This is a genomic window from Halioglobus sp. D3-4, assembly GCF_055809315.1.
On the sequence record NZ_CM147907.1, the window covers coordinates 3,232,191 to 3,250,499 of the forward strand.

19 protein-coding genes are annotated in these 18,309 nt (G+C 58.9%); 12 read left to right on the top strand and 7 right to left on the bottom strand.

Translation table 11 applies throughout. From position 1 onward, the window contains the following. The first annotated feature begins 20 nt into the window (after positions 1-20). From AC0L6S_RS13940 to AC0L6S_RS13990, 11 genes are all read left to right on the top strand, one after another. Positions 21-1,586, top strand: a complete 1,566-nt coding sequence (locus tag AC0L6S_RS13940) for a hypothetical protein (RefSeq protein WP_473424619.1) — start codon at positions 21-23, stop codon at positions 1,584-1,586. A 46-nt stretch (positions 1,587-1,632) separates the two neighbouring features. Continuing rightward, positions 1,633-3,690, top strand: coding sequence for a PEGA domain-containing protein (locus tag AC0L6S_RS13945; protein WP_473424621.1), 2,058 nt, complete (start codon positions 1,633-1,635; stop codon positions 3,688-3,690). 3 nt (positions 3,691-3,693) lie between these two features. Then, complete coding sequence (locus AC0L6S_RS13950; protein WP_473424622.1) at positions 3,694-3,969, top strand: hypothetical protein; 276 nt, start codon at positions 3,694-3,696, stop codon at positions 3,967-3,969. Between the two features lie 9 nt (positions 3,970-3,978). Next, positions 3,979-4,776: a MotA/TolQ/ExbB proton channel family protein gene (locus AC0L6S_RS13955; RefSeq protein ID WP_473424623.1), complete on the top strand. Its 798-nt coding sequence runs from the start codon at positions 3,979-3,981 to the stop codon at positions 4,774-4,776. Continuing rightward, positions 4,776-6,071: a hypothetical protein gene (locus AC0L6S_RS13960; protein ID WP_473424624.1), complete on the top strand. Its 1,296-nt coding sequence runs from the start codon at positions 4,776-4,778 to the stop codon at positions 6,069-6,071. The genes AC0L6S_RS13955 and AC0L6S_RS13960 overlap by 1 nt, the downstream gene beginning before the upstream one ends. A 5-nt stretch (positions 6,072-6,076) precedes the next feature. Beyond that, entirely contained in the window at positions 6,077-7,168 is a 1,092-nt protein-coding gene (locus AC0L6S_RS13965) for a vWA domain-containing protein (RefSeq protein ID WP_473424625.1), read from the top strand. Continuing rightward, complete coding sequence (locus AC0L6S_RS13970) at positions 7,168-8,169, top strand: VWA domain-containing protein (protein WP_473424627.1); 1,002 nt, start codon at positions 7,168-7,170, stop codon at positions 8,167-8,169. Before AC0L6S_RS13965 ends, AC0L6S_RS13970 begins: the two co-directional genes overlap by 1 nt. Then, on the top strand, positions 8,156-8,806 hold the full coding sequence (locus AC0L6S_RS13975) for a hypothetical protein (protein WP_473424629.1): 651 nt from the start codon (positions 8,156-8,158) through the stop codon (positions 8,804-8,806). Before AC0L6S_RS13970 ends, AC0L6S_RS13975 begins: the two co-directional genes overlap by 14 nt. Then, positions 8,806-9,459, top strand: a complete 654-nt coding sequence (locus tag AC0L6S_RS13980; RefSeq protein ID WP_473424630.1) for a hypothetical protein — start codon at positions 8,806-8,808, stop codon at positions 9,457-9,459. Before AC0L6S_RS13975 ends, AC0L6S_RS13980 begins: the two co-directional genes overlap by 1 nt. 9 nt (positions 9,460-9,468) lie before the next feature. Beyond that, entirely contained in the window at positions 9,469-10,866 is a 1,398-nt protein-coding gene (locus tag AC0L6S_RS13985) for a M48 family metalloprotease (protein WP_473424631.1), read from the top strand. A gap of 173 nt (positions 10,867-11,039) precedes the next feature. Continuing rightward, positions 11,040-12,098, top strand: a complete 1,059-nt coding sequence (locus AC0L6S_RS13990) for a hypothetical protein (protein ID WP_473424632.1) — start codon at positions 11,040-11,042, stop codon at positions 12,096-12,098. An 83-nt stretch (positions 12,099-12,181) separates the two neighbouring features. Here the strand turns inward: AC0L6S_RS13990 and AC0L6S_RS13995 are convergent, their stop codons facing one another. The 7 genes from AC0L6S_RS13995 to AC0L6S_RS14025 all read right to left on the bottom strand — a co-directional run bounded on the left by AC0L6S_RS13995 (position 12,182) and on the right by AC0L6S_RS14025 (position 17,736). Next, a complete protein-coding gene (locus AC0L6S_RS13995; RefSeq protein ID WP_473424633.1) occupies positions 12,182-12,463 on the bottom strand; it encodes a hypothetical protein in 282 nt (93 codons plus the stop codon). Between the two features lie 104 nt (positions 12,464-12,567). Next, positions 12,568-12,936 carry a DUF2288 domain-containing protein gene (locus tag AC0L6S_RS14000; protein WP_473424635.1) on the bottom strand — a complete coding sequence of 123 codons (369 nt, stop codon included), beginning with the start codon at positions 12,934-12,936 and terminating at the stop codon, positions 12,568-12,570. Continuing rightward, a complete protein-coding gene (locus tag AC0L6S_RS14005; RefSeq protein ID WP_473424636.1) occupies positions 12,929-13,579 on the bottom strand; it encodes an MBL fold metallo-hydrolase in 651 nt (216 codons plus the stop codon). The genes AC0L6S_RS14000 and AC0L6S_RS14005 overlap by 8 nt, the downstream gene beginning before the upstream one ends. Positions 13,580-13,642: 63 nt before the next feature. Then, positions 13,643-14,956, bottom strand: coding sequence for a dicarboxylate/amino acid:cation symporter (locus tag AC0L6S_RS14010; RefSeq protein WP_473424637.1), 1,314 nt, complete (start codon positions 14,954-14,956; stop codon positions 13,643-13,645). Beyond that, on the bottom strand, positions 14,953-15,180 hold the full coding sequence (locus AC0L6S_RS14015; protein ID WP_473424639.1) for a hypothetical protein: 228 nt from the start codon (positions 15,178-15,180) through the stop codon (positions 14,953-14,955). Before AC0L6S_RS14015 ends, AC0L6S_RS14010 begins: the two co-directional genes overlap by 4 nt. Before the next feature lie 90 nt (positions 15,181-15,270). Continuing rightward, entirely contained in the window at positions 15,271-16,665 is a 1,395-nt protein-coding gene (locus AC0L6S_RS14020) for a M20/M25/M40 family metallo-hydrolase (protein ID WP_473424640.1), read from the bottom strand. Between the two features lie 66 nt (positions 16,666-16,731). Beyond that, positions 16,732-17,736, bottom strand: coding sequence for an SGNH/GDSL hydrolase family protein (locus tag AC0L6S_RS14025; protein ID WP_473424641.1), 1,005 nt, complete (start codon positions 17,734-17,736; stop codon positions 16,732-16,734). A gap of 151 nt (positions 17,737-17,887) precedes the next feature. Here AC0L6S_RS14025 and AC0L6S_RS14030 point away from each other — a divergent pair, with 151 nt between their 5' ends. Then, complete coding sequence (locus tag AC0L6S_RS14030; protein ID WP_473424642.1) at positions 17,888-18,289, top strand: CBS domain-containing protein; 402 nt, start codon at positions 17,888-17,890, stop codon at positions 18,287-18,289. The last annotated feature ends 20 nt before the right edge of the window (positions 18,290-18,309 follow it).

Consider the following 18,309-nt stretch of genomic DNA (forward strand, 5'->3'; position numbering starts at 1 on the left):
TCCAAGGCCCCAACGACGGCATGTCTTCACATAACGACCCAGTAAAACCCATCCCGTTTGACGCTGTAGAACCGACACCGGTACCCACTGCCAACACCAGCACTGCCGGCAGCAGCGTACAACGCGGCACACCGGTGTGGGTCTGGCCGGCGCTGGGCGCGCTGCTGATACTGGCAGTGCTGGTGGTGTTTCTGTTGCCCGCCATGCTGGAGCCGCAGCCACCCGCGCCGGCAGACGCAACAACTCAACCGCCCGGCGTGGCGAGCGCAGAATCCGGCGGTGCGGCCTCGGCAAGCGCCGTGCCGCAGCCGTCCATACCCGCTGTCGAGACAGCGGCACCCTGGTCCGACGCGCAACTGGCGCACCAGCGTAAAGCAGCGCAGGAAGTGGCCGCTGAACTGTTGGAACTGCAGCTTGCATTGCAGGAGCGCAACGTGGAGCAGTGGGCAGCCGAGGCCTTTACCGCAGCCACCGATCTCGCCGCTGCAGGGGATGATCTCTACAAAAACCGGCAATACCAGGCGGCGACCGAGCAGTACCAGCAAGGCCTGACCGCACTGCAGACGCTGGAGGCATCGATACCGCAGGTGCTCGAACAATTGCTGCAGCAAGCACAGCAGTCCCTCGAGCAGGGCGACGCCGACGCCGCACTGGCCACACTGGCAACTGCGGCTCTGATCGAACCCGAGAACAGCGATATTGCCGCACTCAAGCAGCGCGCCGAGGCACTACCAAAACTGTTACCGCTGCTGGATCAGGCGCAGGCAGCAGAAGCCGCCGGTGACCTCGCACAGGCAGAAAAACTGCTACAGCAGGCAACCGAGCTGGACCCGTTGCACGGCAACGCCAAGAGCGAATTACAGCGGGTCGCCGGCAAGGCGCGAGATCAGGGTTTTAACCAATCGATGAGCGAGGGCTACAACGCGCTCAATGAGGGGCGCTTCGACAGCGCGCGCAAGGCGTTCAACGCAGCTGCAAAACTGCAACCCGGCTCGAAAGAAGCCGCCAGCGCGCTTCAGGAAGTGACAGCCGCGGAGACAGCAAAGCGCCTGGCTGGCCTGAACCAGCAGGGCCAGCGCGACGAACAAAAAGAGGCGTGGTCGAAGGCAGTGACCGCGTATGAGCAGGCGCAGAAAATCGACAGCAGTGTCCTGTTCGCCAGCGAAGGCCTCAAACGTGCAAGGATGCGGGCGGAGCTCGACCAGCGATTGCGCAACGCCCTTGGCGACAAACAACGCCTGTCAGACCCCGCCGTAGCCGCCGCTACCGAGCAGTTGCTGAATCAGGCCAAACAGGTCGCCCCCCGAGGCCCGCTGCTGCAACAGCAAATCGACACGCTCGACACGGTGCTGCGCCAGGCCAACGTGACAGTCAATGTCACGCTGCGCTCCGATGATAAAACCGAGGTCATCGTCTACAAGGTGGCGCGACTGGGCAGTTTCGAAGAGCGAGAGCTTTCGCTGCGCCCAGGCAGTTATACTGCGCTCGGCACCCGCGCCGGCTACCGCGATGTGCGCCAGAGTTTTATCGTCAGTCACGATTCGGTACCGGCACCGGTAACGATCGTCTGTACTGAACCGATTTAAAGCGGATGCCGGCAGTCCGGCCCAACTGACCAGTGATAGTAAACCCATGCCCAATGAACCGGTAACCATCGCGCCCAGCGGATTCACTCCGCTGGAAGCCACAGCCAGCAAAACGCCCGCCCCGCGTAAAAAGGGGCGGTGGCTGCTTGTTGCCTGCCTAACACTGTTCCTGCTGGCGCTGCTGTTCCTGTTCAGCGCCCGCTCCCTGCAGATCACAGTGGACGCAGAGGTGCCCGCCCAGGTATCGGTAGATGGCCTCGCGCTGCCCTTTGGCAATCGCTACCTGCTGCTGCCCGGCACGTATGAAGTAAGCGCGGAAGCAGAGGGCTACCAGCCGCTGGCCACCACGGTGGAGGTGGATGACAGCGGCGACCAGACCATTGAACTCACCCTGCAGGCACTGCCGGGTCTCATCTCCATCGACAGCTCACCGCAGGGTGCCAGTGTCACAGTGGGCGGCGAGTCAGCCGGTAAAACACCGCTGGTCGATCTGCCGCTGGAACGGGGCGAGTACCAACTGCTGTTGGAAGAGCCGCGGCACCTGCCGTTGACGCAACCCCTGCAGGTCACCGGTCGCGGCGTACAACAGGCCATTGAGGTAAAACTGGCACCGGCCTGGGCCATGGTCACAATCGACAGCCTACCCGTCGGTGCAACGCTGCTGCTGGATGGCGAGGCGGCCGGGACCACACCGGCCACGATTGAGGTACTGCGGGGGGAGCACCAGCTGATGCTGCAGATGGACACTTTTGCCGACTGGCAGAAGACCCTGCGTATTGAACCTGAAAAGGATCAGGACCTGGGGCAGATCAAACTGCTACCCGCCGCCGGCGCACTGACGCTCAACAGTGTACCCAGTGCCGCCAATGTCACGCTGGATGGCGAGTTTCAGGGCCAGACCCCGTTGACCATAGATATCAGCCCCGAAAAAGTACACCGGCTGGACATCTTCAAACCAGGTTATCAGCGCTACAACGATTCTGTGGAGATGGCACCCGCCACCACTGACGAGCGCACGGTAACGCTGAAAGCGCAACTGGGCGAAGTGCGGTTTCGCATCAGCCCCGCCAACGCGGTCGTGCGCGTCAATGGCAAAGCGATAGGCAGCGGCGTGCAGACGCTGTCACTGCCGGCGGTGGAGCACGTTGTTGAGATCAGCCTCGACGGGTACGCGAGCGTCCGCCAGCGCGTCACTCCGCGTCCGGGCCTGCCGCAACTGGTGGATGTGACACTGCAGACGCAACAGGCCGTTGTCGCAGCCCGCATCAAGCCGGAGATTACCACGCCCCTGGGGCAAACCCTGCTGTTGTTCAAACCGGCTGAGTCGGCGCTGGCCGATTTCACCATGGGCGCCTCCCGCCGCGAGCCCGGCCGCCGCGCCAATGAAGTCCTGCACCCGGTATCCTTGCGCCGCATGTTTTATCTACAGACGACCGAGGTCACCAACGCCCAGTTCCGCCAGTTTCAACCCAGTCACAAATCAGGACACATAGAGGGCAACAGCCTCAATCAGGATCACCAGCCCGCAGTCCAGGTGAGCTGGCAGCAGGCGGCGGCCTTTTGCAACTGGTTGAGCGAGCGCGAGGGGCTGCCGCCGTTCTATCGCCAGACCAATGGCATCATTACCGGCTATAACAGCTCCGCGACTGGCTACCGCCTGCCCTCAGAAGCCGAGTGGGCCTGGGCCGCGCGCGCCAGTGGCGAGAGACTGGTGCTGTTTCCCTGGGGCGATACCTTCCCACCCACGCTGGTTGCGGAGAACTACGCTGACGATACTTCGGCCTACGTCACCGGCCGCGTCCTCAACGGCTATAACGATGGCTATGTTGTCAGTGCCCCGGTGGCATCGCTCAAAGCCAACCAGCACCGCCTGTATGACATGGGCGGCAATGTCTCCGAATGGGTGCACGATGTCTATACCATCCCCTCGGCGAATGCCGCTACTGCAACAGACCCGCTGGGCGGGCAGACCGGTGACAATTACGTGATTCGCGGCGCGGCCTGGACGCATGCCAAGCTGTCAGAACTGCGCCTCACCTATCGCGATTATGGGCAAGCCGGGCGGGATGACGTAGGATTTCGCCTTGCGCGCTACGCGGAGTAAACCATGAGCCATTCACGACGCCTGATACCCGTGCTTCTCGTCCTGCTGGCTGCGGCGGCGCCGCTGCGGGCACAAACCGGCGCTGCCGAAAACAGTGCGCCCCCCGCCGGTACCAATGGGGCAGGCGAAACATCAGCGACAACGCAGCCCCCACCAGCGCCCGCCGAGCCCGCCTCCGCCGCTGGCAACGCAGGTGCAGGCAACAGATCACCCTTTGATTACCAGGCCTCAGAGCAGATCTCAGAAGATCTGCCCGTCTCTTTCCCGGTGGATATATAGGACTCACCCATGAAACAAAAAATGTCATCCGAATTTATCTACCAGCTGTTTGCCTTGCTGATAGCGATCATCGTGGTGCACGCGCTGTACGTCGGGGTGATCCGGCCCAGCGCAAAAGTCCATCTTGAACGGGAAGCGGCCATGCAGGCCGCCGGAGAGGAGGTTGTCACCACCCGCAGCCTGGCCGTGGTGATCGGCAACTACGAACAGGAGTCCTGTTTTATCCTGCTGATCTGGGCTCTGGCCATCATGGCGTACAAGGGGCGGCGCGGCATGCGTGAGCGCGCAATGCTGGACATGCGCCTGCTGGATATTCCCGAGGGCACCACCGTACTACCCGAGGACGCGCGCGAGTACAGCCGTGCGCTGGAAGCCCTGCCGGAAGAGGAACAGGACTACCTGCTACCGCGCACCCTGCTCTCGGCACTGCAGCGCTTTGCCACTACCGGCAGCATTCAGGCGGTCTCCGAAACGATCAAGGAGAACTGTGAAATCGAATCGGACCGGCTGGATTCAGAAATGTCCATGGTGCGCTACATCGCCTGGGCCATTCCCTCCATCGGTTTTATCGGCACCGTGCGCGGTATCGGCGATGCACTCGGACAGGCTTACAAGGCCGTCGAGGGTGATATTTCCGGGGTCACCGCCAGCCTGGGTGTGGCGTTCAACAGTACCTTCGTGGCGCTGGTATTGAGTATCATCATCATGTTCTGCCTGCACCAATTACAGCTATCGCAGGAGCGCCTGGTGCTCGACAGCCAGCGCTACGCCGACCGCCGTCTGTTGCGCTTTCTGGTGGCCGGCTGATGAGCATCGGACTGCTGGACCTCAACGACAGCAACCTGCAGCTGTGGCATCGGGACACACTGGTACAGAGTACCGGCTATGCCCTGTTGCGCGGTAGCGAGTATGTTTTCGGCGCGCCCGCCCGCGCGGCTGCCCGCCTGCAACCGCGTGACATCAACACGCGCTTCTGGTGGCAATTAAGCACCGAGACACTGCAGCCGGCACTTGGCCCGGCGCGGCACACCGGCGACCTCGTTCACGCCCACCTCAAGGAACTGCACAACCGGGCGAGCGCACCCGATGAATTGCTGCTCGCCGTCCCCGGCAGTATGGCGCACGAACAACTCGCGCTGCTGCTCGGCATCGTCCAGCAGTGCCCGTTTGACGCCGTTGGCCTGGTCAACCGCAGTGTCGCTCTGGGCAGCCTCTACAGCAGGGGTGGCCGCCTGTTCCACCTGGAAATCCAGCTACACCAGGCGGTGATCTCGGAATTGGCCGACCACAATGGCCAGGTTGAACTACAGCGCACCATACCCCTGCCAGGCTGTGGCCTGCTGCAGTTGCAGGAAAGGCTGGTGGAGCTGATTTCAGCAGAGTTTGTGCGCCAGACACGCTTCGACCCCAGGCGCAAAGCAGCTACAGAACAGCAGCTGTATGACGAACTACCCTCCGCACTGCGCGCCCTGCATACCAACACGGAGACCAATCTGGACATCAACGGCTACCAGGCCCGCGTAAGCAGGGACCAACTGCAGGCAGCAGGCCGCCGTCTGTTCGACAGCGCCAGCGAAACCATCGGCGTTCTACGCTCCGATGACCGCGTGATCGCCGACCCTCTCTCAGCCCTGCTGCCCGGCCTCACCGGCGCATTCAAGCAACTGGATATTCTGCAGGCCGATGACATCTACCGCGCCCTGCAGTTGCACGAGGCGCAACTGGTACAGCGCGAGCAGGCATTGAGCTTTATCACCGCGCTGCCGAGCGCGAGCCCGCCGGGCAATAGCGCACCGGGCACGTCCGCAACAGCGCCCGACACGCCGGTGCCCGACACACCCCCATCGCCCCCACTCAGGCCAAAGTGTCGCGCGACCCACCTGCTGACACATCATGTGGCGCAGCCGCTGGTTGCATCCGGGACTGCGCTGGGAGATGGCTGCGAACTGTACCGCAGTGACGGGGGCTGGCTGCTGCGCGGTGCCACTAACACAGTCAAAGTGAATGACAGCCCCTATCAGAGTGGACAACTACTAGACACCGGCGATGCCATTGACACCGGAAGCGGCGCCGCCGCCATCCTCATTGAGGTCAGGGCCTAACACCCATGGCCAGGAAAAAGCGCGAATTCACCACGTTCAGCCTGAGTTTTCTGGATATCATGTCCTGCGGCTTCGGCGCGGTCATTCTCGTGTACCTGATCATGAATCACGCCATTGAGGAAGAGTCGACGATTCTCAATGAGAACGTGTTGTCGGAAGTCAGCCTGCTCGAGGAGGATGTTCGCGAGGGCGAGAAGGACCTCGTCACGTTGCGCAATACCCTGTCGGAGGTGGACCTGAAAATGGTGGAGGCACAGGGTCTGGCAACACGTATTGCCGAGGACACGGAAAAATTCGAGGCGCAGATTAAAAGCCGCAAGGATGAGGGCTACACTGAAAGCCAGGATATCAACAAACTAAAAGCCGATTTGCTATCGCTGGAGAGCGAGGTGAAAGAGTTGCGGCAATCTGCCACCAAAAGTTCCGGTGCCAAAGCCCGCGATTTTCTCGGCGACGGCAATCGCCAGTACCTGACCGGTCTGAACCTGGGCGGTAAAAATATCGCCATACTGCTCGATGTCTCAGCCAGTATGCTGGCCGACAAGCTGGTGCAGATTATTCGCCTGCGCAATATGGGAGAGTCGGTTCAGCGCAAGGCTGAAAAGTGGGCGAAGAGCCTCAATACTGTGGATTGGCTCACCGCGCAACTCCCGGTGTCGAGCAAATATCAGGTCATCACGTTCAACACGTCGGCCCAACCGGCGCTGTCCGGTACCGAAGGAAAATGGCTGGAGGTGGCCAACCAGGCACAGCTGGCCGATGTCAGCCGCGCACTGCATAGCATCACCCCCAGCGGCGGCACCAGTCTGGAGAACGCGTTCGTCGCCCTGCACAAATTGTCGCCCGCGCCCGACAATATTTTCCTGATCACCGACGGCCTGCCGACACAGGGTACTACCCCGCCTCGCAGCAGCAAGGTGTCCGGGCCGGAGCGCCAGAGGCTGTACGCACAGGCGATCCGGCAGTTGCCCTCCAGAGTCCCCGTGAATATTATTCTAGCGCCGATGGAGGGTGATCCGATGGCCGTGTCCGAGTTTTGGCAATTGGCGCTTTACACCAAGGGTTCGCTGATGAGCCCGTCGCGGGACTGGCCCTGATGGCGCGCCGCAAGACGCGTGGCGTCGCCGAGTTTTCGCTGTCGTTCCTCGATGTAATCTGCTGTGGTTTCGGCGCCATCATCCTGCTGCTGATGATTACCAAAACCGTGCAGCCACAGATCATTGAAGCCTCCACCATCAATCTCGAAGGCAAACTGGCAGCATTGCAGGAACAACTGTTTGAATTGCGCGGCGAGACCAAGATTCTCAATCGGGATTTGAACGCCAAGCACGAACAACTGTCAGAACATGAAGAGCGCATAGCAATTCTGCGCAACCAGATGGCCAGTGCCAAGTCGCGCTACGACAGCCTGCAGGTCGAAACCAGCAGCAATTCGGCAATCGCCGGTCAATTGGCGTCAGCCAAGCAGCAATTGTCGGAGGAGATGAAACGACTGCTGGGCACCCAGCACCAGGCCAAAAACCAGTTGATCGGCGGGATTCCCGTCGACAGCGAATACATCATTTTTGTTATCGACACCTCCGGTTCCATGTTTTCCTACGCCTGGAACCGTGTACTCGAAGAGGTCGAAGCAACACTGGCTATCTACCCCAAAGTGAAGGGTATACAGGTCATGAATGACATGGGCAACTACCTGTTCAGCAGCTACCGCGGTAAATGGATTCCCGACACGCCCGGACGGCGCAAGGTGATTATTCAAAACCTGCGCGGCTGGAGCGTTTTTAGTAATTCCAGCCCGGTAGAGGGCATAGAAGCTGCGATTCGCACCTTCGCCGCGCCCGATAAGAAGATCAGCATTTACGTGTTCGGCGACGAATTCACCGGCCCCTCAATCACCCAGGTGATCGACACCGTTGATCGTATCAACCGGGAGGACGCCAATGGCAATCGCCTGGTGCGCATTCACGCAGTTGGCTTCCCGACCCAGTTCAGCCGCGCACCGCATTTGCAGGGCACCGGTATTCGCTTTGCCACGCTGATGCGTGAACTCACACGTCGCAATGGGGGCACTTTTGTCGCACTCAATGACTTCCGCTGAGCGTTTATGGCGCGCACTGACAGCAACCCTGCTGTTGGGGCTGCTCGGTGCTTGCGGGCCTGCACATGTGGTCGTGGAGGGAAAGTTTCCGCCACCCCTGATCGAGCCGCTGCCACTAACCCTGGGCGTCTGGTACGGCGATGACTTTTCCAAACATGAGTTTTTTGATAAGTCCAAATCCAAACACGAGTCCAGTTGGATCGTCAGCACCGGCACAGCACAGGTGCAAATGTGGGATACCGTGCTGGCCGGCATGTTTACCAATGTCGTGCACCTGAAGGCGCAACCCTCTGCGGGCCAGCCCATAGCCGGTGTCGACGCAGTGTTGATTCCCCATGTGGAGGAGCTACAGTACGCTATACCCCGGCACACTCAAGTCAAGGTGTATGAAATCTGGATGCGCTACCGATTCGAACTGCTGAACACCACTGGCACGCCCATCGCGCAATGGTCCATGACCAGCTATGGCAAAACACCGACAGGTTTCCTGCAGACCGATCAGGAGGCCGTCAATCTGGCCGCCGTGATGGCGCTGCGCGATGCCGGCGCTAACTTTGCAACAAACTTCTCCCGCGTTCCCGCGATACAAGGCTGGCTGCGCGAGAAAGGTGTGGCGACATCGTCGGAGCCACGTTAATGCCGTTGCGCTCGCATACAGCGTTGACCTGCATCGGCCTCTCACTACTCTGTGGCTGTGTGACATCCACCGTGGATGAAATGGTGCACAACGAACCTGCGGCGGGTGTCGGCGATGATAGCGTGGTAATTCTGGGCCGGCGCCACGCCAGTGACTATGAAACAGAACCCGACTTTGTCAGCTGTGTGGGCGACTACATCACCTCGGCTGACAACTCCATCTCGGTGATCGATGAGCTCACCTTTCTCAATGCTGTCTATCCCTGGTTTGAGCCGCGCACCGCGCCCCTGCATCCCTCTGACATAGAGCGCCTGCTAAAGCAGAAGCCGGTGGCGACCAAAATGGCCGATTTGAAAGTCGAGTATATGATCTGGCTCGACGGCTCTACCGAGCGCACCGGCGGTAGCGGTTCAATGGCATGCAGCCTCGGCGGCTGCTTTGGCTTTGGCACCTGGAGTCACGACGCCAACTATGAGGCAACGATCTGGGACTTTACCGACAAAGCAGCGGTGGGCCATGTCAACACCAGCGCCACCGGCCAGTCCTATATGCCGGCAGTGATAGTGCCGATCCCGATTATCGCACCGGTACAGGGCACGGCTTGCGATGGCATCGGCCAGCAACTACTGGAATTTTTATCCAGCGAGTATTAGGGAAACCGCATGCACACTCGATACAGCACAGTTTTCACCCTCGCGACGATCGTCTCAATACTGGCCATACTCTCCGGTTGCACCAGCACTGCATCAACCGGCAGGGAGATGCATCAGGAAATGATCACGCAGGGCGCACCCTACGACGATCCCGAGCTGCAGGCCTATGTGAACCGCGTCGGTCAGCGCCTCGTTGCCAACAGCGACGAGCCGGGCGCTACGTTTACGTTTACCGTGATCGACAGCCCCGATATCAACGCGTTTGCAGCGCCCGGCGGCTTCATTTACATCAATCGCGGCCTCCTACCCTACCTGAAGAACGAGGCGGAGCTGGCCGGCGTACTGGCGCATGAAATCGGCCACATCACAGCCAGTCACCACAGCAGGCGGGAAGTAGCCTCGGTAACCAACAAAGTGGTAGCGACCACAACCTACGTGCTTACCGGTAGCGGCGATCTCGCCAATGCCTCCAGTATGTACGGCAGCGAACTGGTCAGCGGCTATGGCCGCGATATGGAGCTGGAGGCGGACGGGCTCGGCGCGGAGTACATGTACAACACCGGCTATGACCCAGAATCACTGCTTGATGTGATCGGCACATTGAAAAATCACGAGCAGTTCCAACGCGTCAAAGCCAAGGCCGGTGGCAAGCGTGTCGCGACCTATCACGGCTTGTATGCGAGCCACCCGCGCAATGATCAGCGCCTGAAACAGGTTATCAAGACAGCCGGTGAACTCGACCCGCAAGCGCAGGGTGAGGACCCGTCAGTGCCCGGCGAATTCAAACGCCACATCGAGGGCATTGTGTGGGGCGAAAGTGTGCCGAGTGACCGGGCCGACAATCGCTACTACCACAACAAGCTCGGGTTCACGTTTGAACAACCGCTGAATTGGACCGTCAATGCCGGCGCCAGAGCCATTGTCGCCAGTGCGCCCGACGGCGCCACTGAGCTAACCGTCACCGTCCGCCGCCGGGACCCAAGTGCCGAACCGCGTACTGTGCTTGAGGGCAGCCTGTCGGGCGCACTGGGCAATGGCGCCGAACTGAATCAGGCCGGGCTCAGCGGCTATACTGGCATTACCGGCAGCGGTGCCAGCGCGCATCGCGTGGCCATCATCGACTACAACAACTTGAGTTACCTGTTCGACGGCACAGCCGGGAATTTCAGCGCCGAAGATCCAACACTGCTTGCGATGATCGAAAGTTTTCGGCCGATGCACCCCGCAGAACAGGGCACCAGCAACGGGCTCTACGTGCACTATATCCAGGTGCCACAGGGCGCTACCATGGCCAGCTTGGCCTCCGGAATACGCATTCCGAATGCGGAAGCACAACTGCGTCTGCTGAACGGACTCTATCCCAGCGGCGAACCGCGCACGGGCGACTGGATCAAGATCATTCGCTGAGTAGGCAGCCCGGCTCACTATGCGTTGACCGGACCGCCGCGATGCTCTTTTGCCGCCAAACGTGACGCGTTAACCGGTTTGCGCTGGACTCACCTGGCAGGTCAATGCAGACTTACCTTTCGAGCACCCGTAAAAACCAACGCGTTTAAACTTTGGAGAAGGTAGAGTCGGGAATGACGACACCACAACAGCCGCCCATACCAGACAGCAATAGTGGAGACACCACTCCCGATCTCTCGGACCCCGTGGCGATAAGCCGGGTGAGACAGGCGATTGAGGAAGAGGCGCTGCAGATGCAGCAGCGGGGTATCGGTACGACGGACTATTTCCCCCTGATGGACCTGTACCCCGATTCGCAACGTGTATTCTTTATTCACATACCAAAATGTGGTGGGACTTCGATTCGCAAGATTCTGGTACACCACAATCGGTGTGCCCCGGTGCCACTTCCAGGCAGCGGCCCGGTGGACCAGTCCATCACCTATATGGCACATTCCTGTCCACCCCGGACACCACAGGGCGAGTTGTTGCGATCGTACCTGGCAGACGATGCGGCCGAAAATCGCCAGCAGCGCTTCCTGCGCGTGTTTGCAGGCTATCAGCTACTCCGGAATCCCCGGCGAATATTTATTCTTGGGCACAAACAAGCGCGTGAGTTTTTGCCCTATTACCGGCCTGACAAAGACCTCTTTTTTACCACCGTGCGCGATCCTGCAGAGATACTCAAAAGCATGGTGGCCTACCGCGTTTCACACACCCTGAAGAACGACAAACGGCCGGACTCTGTCAATCTGCTCACGTATCTGCAGATGGATATCGACAGCTTCACGGATGCCGTAAAGACCGAACCGCGATCACTGGCGGAGCGCATCCTACAAAAAGATTCACCGTGCATGGCAGCGTTCCTGTCGTTCGACCCAAAGCCCACCTACACGGGGGTTATAAAAAGCCTTAAAGCCAATAACGTGTTCATCGCCCATATGTCGGAGCAAAGCCAAATGCTGACCGCTCTGTTTGGTGAACAGACGGCTCAGCCGCATGAAAACTCATCTCACACCCGCCAGGGACTGGCCGCCGAATTCACGGCCATGATTCCCATGGAATGGACCAGCCCGTTTGTCGATACAGAGTCTCAGGACATCTATAGGCGGCTACAGAAGAGCGGTATTATCGGTTACTGGGAAAAAGGGGGCTCTAAAGCGGGGTATCTGGAATTGCTCAGGAATCTCTAAAGTGGTCCGGGCGGCCTGAAAAAACACAGCCAGGCATGACGCTCACGGCGGAACGTCACAGCTGTCAGGTTGCCAGCGTGCCGTCAGTCTGCCGACAGGGCCGACAGGTCAGCGTTGAGGGCTTCCATCTGTTCATCGGTCAGCGGGGCCGGAGAATAAACCTGCACCTCCACCAGCGTCATACCGCTGGCCATGGCGAGATTGGGGTTGGAAGTAAAACCCGGCATATACTCCTCCAGCACGGCAACGGCGGCCGGATCGTCGAGCAGTGTACCAATGGGCGTTTCTGACGTTGAGTAGGGTCCACCCTGAGCGAAACTCAATGCGGAAAAAAGAAGAGTCGTGGCTAAAATTAAGGATCGCATTATGCACCTCTGTTTTTGGTGAAGGGGCCTCAGTCTAGCTTAAAGTGAAATGCCCTGTCATCACTTGTATGGTCGCTTATATTGCAGTTCGACTTGCCAATTGTCTAGGCGGAATCACCGCCGGAGGCTTCCTGTACCAACACCCACGGCGCTGCCACTACCGCCCACAGAAGGGTGTTGGCGTTGTACCAGGCGAGCGCCTGTTCATCGCTCACCGCAGAGATATCACCCGCGGCAATCCATTGCTCAAAACGCTCGGCATTGTCCATGCCCAGTTGCACGGCGACTTCGACCAGATTGAGCTGTGCGCCCACGGCAACGACGCTACCGTGGGCGTAGTAGGTTTGCAGTTCGTGCCAGTGTATGCGCGCCGTCTGCTGATGGTATTCCTGGCGCAGTAAGACCTCGCGCTCTTCCTGTTCGGCCGCGCCTGCGCCATTGTGGCCCTGTTCTGTCCCCTCTCCCTCAGCCATAGCGCGAGTCCGCCACAAAGGGATTAGTCTGCCGCTCATGGCCGAAGGTTGACGTCGGGCCGTGACCGGGAACAAACGTGATGTCGTCGCCCAGCGGGAACAGCTTGTCGCGAATGCCGGCTATCAGATCATCGTGATTGCCACGGGGAAAATCTGTGCGGCCGATAGAACCCTGAAACAGCACGTCACCGACCCAGGCCACTCGCTGTGACTCATGCACAAACACCACATGACCCGGCGTGTGCCCGGGGCAATGGATGACCTTAAGCACCTGCTCGCCGACGCTCACCGAATCGCCCTGCTGTAGCCAGCGATCGGGGGCAAAGACCTCGGCCGGTGGAAAGCCGGACATCTGGCAGGACTCGGGAAGCTTCTGCAACCAGAAATCATCTTCCCGGTGCGGCCCCTCTATCGGAATATCCAGTTGTTGGCGCAGAACATCTGACGCTGCACAGTGGTCCATGTGGGCGTGGGTGAGTATGATCTTCTCGACAGTAGCCTGCATTTGTTCGACGGCAGCCAGAATACGCTCGACATCCCCGCCCGGGTCGACGATGGCCGCGCGCGCCGTGGACTCACATTTGATTATGGAACAGTTTTGCTGATAGGGCGTGACGGGTACGATAGTACACTGAATGGACATAGGCTGGTCTTGATCTCAATAGCAGGTTCTTGGGTTAATAACGGTTGATTGCGTAGGTATGTCTCAGGCCGAGGGCGGAGACACGGCTGTGCTGTCCATGTCGTCGTCATCCTGATTAGGGCTTTCGTCCAGAAACACTGCCTCATCGAACTGTTTCTCACTGCGCGCCACAGCCACGGAGACCACCGAATCGCCTGTGACGTTCACTGCGGTACGCACCATATCCAGCAGGCGGTCAACGCCAATGATCAACGCAATTCCCTCTACAGGGAGACCAACCTGACCCAACACCATGGCCAGCGTAATCAGACCGACGCCCGGCACTGCAGCAGTACCTATGGAGGCCAGCGTTGCTGTGATCACCACCGTGATGTACGCCCCCATGGAAAGATCCATCCCGTACACCTGGGCAATGAAGACAGTGGCCACGCCCTGCATGATCGCCGTGCCGTCCATATTGATGGTCGCCCCCAGGGGCACAGTGAAACCGGCGACAGAATTGTGCACTCCCAGGCGATTCTCAACGGTGCGCAAGGTGATTGGCAGCGTCGCTCCGGAGGAGGCCGTACTGAAGGCAAACGCCCAAACCGGGCGCATCTTGCTCAGCAGTATCCGCGGAGACAGCCCCGTCAGGCCCTTGAGCAGCAGGCTGTAGGTCACCAGCACATGAAACAGCAATACCGCCAGCACGGTTAAAAAATACGTCGCCAAATCGAGGATTGCGCCTATACCCATGGTGGCGAACAACTTTGCCAGCAGGGCAAATACGCCGTACGGCGCCAGATGCATCAGTACGTCGACCATCTTCATAACCACGGCTTCCATGTCGCGGAAGAAGCTGGCAATGCGTTGGCCGGGCTCACCGGCATGGGAGATGGCGTAACCAAACAGCAGGGCGAAGACTATGATCTGTAACATCTTACCCTCGGCCATCGCCCGTACCGGATTGGTGGGAAAGATGTTTACCAGCACATCCGACAGCGGGGGTGGCGGCGTTGCCTGAAAGGTGACATTGCTGACCAAATTCACACCTTCACCGGGGCCGATCAGGACTGCGGCAATCAGCGCCGCGGTGACAGCCACCGCCGTGGTAGCAAGATAGAACAGCATTGTCTTACCGGCAATCGGGCCCATGCGAGCGCTGTTACCCAGCGAGCTGGAACCACATACCAGCGACACCAGCACCAGCGGCACCACCAGCAACTTCAGGGACGCGACAAAAATACGCCCTACCACATCAAACAAGCCACCGACGAGATAGGTGTCTATGAGCGCCTGCAGCCCCGGCACCAGATTGACATGAAACAGGGCGTTGAGCCCTGAACCAACCAGGACGCCCGCGGCCATCGCGATAAGGATACGGCTGGTGAGGCTCACTCGGGGCAGGGTCCGGGGTTGTGGCCGATCACGGCGTTATCGGCACAGGCTGTGCACGGTGAGGCAAACTCCCTGGTGCCCCCGGCTTTAAGTACGGCACACGTCGGCCGAAACTCCCGCGTACACACCAGCGGCCGTTCCTCAGCACAGACGGTGGTGGGCTGCGGCTGACTGATGCAGGCTGACAGCATCAGTATGACCGCGAGGGTGCAGAGACTACGCATTCTTTTCTCCAATTTGACTACAGATAACACGGCAGACGGCAGCCTAACACTGTGCCGCATGCGGCGCACGCTGAACCTGTATGCAGAGCGTCAACGAGCGCCAAGTATCATCATTTGCCGCGCGACTTCAATAGCCTTCTCGTAGCTTGAAATATCGAGATACTCATTGGTGCCGTGCACGGATGACGCCTGGCTGAGTGATACCAGCATCCCCTGGAATCGGTATTGGTCATCGGCCAGATCAATGTAATGCCGGGTATCCGTAGTAGCAACCAAAAGCGACGGCACGACCACCGCCTGTGGATAGACCGCGCTGACCGCCTCTGAAATCACATTGAAACCACCACCGGTATAATCGGACACGCCGGGCACATTATCCCACTGATCATAGCTAATTTCGATTTCGGGGTCGTCGACCACCTCGGTGATGTAGCTTACCACCGTCTCCGGCGTGTCCCCAGGCAGCAGGCGGAAGTTGACCTTGGCCTCGGCCCGCTGCGGCACAACATTCTCCTTCACTCCCGCGTTGAACATCGTCAGGGCTGTGGTTGTACGCACGAAGGAGTTGGTCGTCGGGTCGTCGCTCATCTGGTCTGCTACAATCCCGCCGGTAAGCCACAGGTTATCAAAGAAAAACCGTTCGGGCTGATCCAGATGCGGCCCCATGGTTTCCAGCATCGCCGCAACCGGCCCCACTAATCGTGTCGGGAACGGGTTGTTTTCAATACGCTCCAGCGCGGCGGACAAGCGCCCGATAGTGCTTTGTTGGGGCGGCCTGGAAGAATGGCCACCCTCGCCGGTCGCCACCAGTGTCAGTGTGAGATAACCCTTTTCCGCGACATTGATAATGGCAACGGGGCTGTCCGGGAGCAGCGGGTTGTCCGAAATCACCATTCCCCCTTCATCCACCATCCAGGAGAAATGCCAGCCCTTTTCCCGCATACGCTCAGCCAGTTTAGCCGCGCCGTCCTGGCCGCTGATCTCCTCGTCGTGGCCGAAGGCAAAGACCAGCGTACGAGCCGGCACAAAACCCTCCGCCAGCAGCGACTCCGCAGCTTCCAGATTCCCCAGCACCCCCTGCTTGTCATCCAGCGACCCGCGGCCGTAGATACGCCCGTCCGCTACCACACCGGCAAAGGGTGGGTGATCCCAGTCATCTGCGGTACCCGGCTCAATCGGCACCACATCCATATGTGCGGTAAATAGTATCGGTTCCAGCGCAGGATCACTGCCGGGCCAGCGGATCAACAGGCTGTAATCATTGACAGTCTCCACTTCCAACCTGGAAAAGACCCGCGGATAGGAAGCGCGCAAAAACTTGTGGAACCGTCGGAACTCCCGCAGATCAATCTGGCTGCGGTCCTGATGGCTGATCGTCTTGAACTGGATAGCCTTTGCCAGACGCTGCGCGGGGTCGGACGCAGACGCGTTCACTGCGCCGCTGATCAATAGCACTGTTGTCAGGGCCGTAACGATTCGCAACATATCAGATCTCCGTTTTCAAAGTATCCCGGGCATCAGCCTGCGTTCAACACGGGCAATGCAACGTAGCTAATCTGCCAGTAACTCATAGATTGCCGTGGTCGCTATGGCGTGACCCTCGCTGTTCGGGTGCTGGTCATCGCTGGCAACAATCAGTGTCGACCAATCCGTGTATTGCTCGTAATCTGGCAGCAGGTCTCTGGTGTCAAAGCCTTTTTCCAGCAGGGCCGCTTTAACGACATTGTGAACGTCAGTATAGGGATAGTCCTGTGCATCGGCGCCCAGTTCCGGAAATATGACAGCCCGCATCTTCACGCCGTCCCGCTGCGCCATGGCTGAGAGGTCTGCCAGCGCGTTCTGCACTTTCATAAATTCCGGCGAGGACTTTACATAGAGACTGTTCCACAGCTCCTCCTGACTCAGGCTCTGGCTGAACCGGTGATACGTGGTGTATACCCATGTCGCGAGAAGGCTGTACCGGGACAACTCTTCAGTGGTGCGCTTATACGCCACATCGGCGCGGAATATTTCAGCCAGAAACTCTGTGCCGGTTACATCATTGAGTACGTAGGACAGCAGTATTTCATCGGGATCAAACTGCCGGATATACGTCCGATACAACTCGGCTTCCTGCACAGTACCGTAACCGGAGCGGCCAAAATTCAGTACCTCATACCGCTTGCCCTGGGCATTATCATTCAGGCGACTCTCTAGCCGCGTGGCAAAAATATCACTCAACGGTACCGAGTAACCGTACGCGAATGAGTCGCCGACCAGCGCAATCCTGTACACATCAGCAGGTTTATTGACGGTGGTCTCTTTGCCCCTGAGCCCCAGCGCATTGATATTGGGGTCGGCCGGATCATACTCGTAGGACAGTACAGAATTATCGCTCTTGCGCTTGTGTGCGTTGTGTTTGGCGTGGACGGGTTTTTCCGCACTCAAAGTGGTGCTTGCACTGCCCGGTGGCTCTATGTAGCCCAGCGAGACCAGCGCCCGAACAGCACCTTCGCAGATGGCGAAGGTAAAAAGCAGGGACCCGCATATCAGCGCAACATTTTTCAGCCAATTCATGGTTATCCCGTAGATAGCTCAGGCTTTATCGAGCGCCCGATATTGTCACAGAAGCGAAAGCCATTGCAAACACACATCGCAGGAGCGCTGATTGCAATTTTCCGGCTATACTAGGAGAAAAGCCGGAGTTTCCGGTCAATAGGAGAAGAGTATGCTGCAGTCGGTCAATCTACGGGACTATATGTTACCCAACCCGGTGAAGGTCAGCCCGGAAGACAATATCCTCGATGCGATGAAAGTCATTATCGACAACAAAATTTCAGGCGTCTGCGTGGTCGATACCGATGGTAACCTGGTGGGCATACTCTCGGAAATGGATTGCCTGCGAGCGGTACTGGGAGCCATCTATAACAACAACAATATCGGCGTCGTGCGCGAACATATGGCCTCGGACAACCTGGTGGTGGCCAACCCCAATGAAGATATCGTCAGTGTCGCCGAGGACATGCTATTAAAGAACAAACGGCGCAGGCCGGTAGTGGAGAACGGCAAACTGATCGGGCAGATCACCTGTCGACAACTGCTCAGTGCCGTCATGAAGTTTCGAAGCTGAATCAACAACTGTTTTTTTGC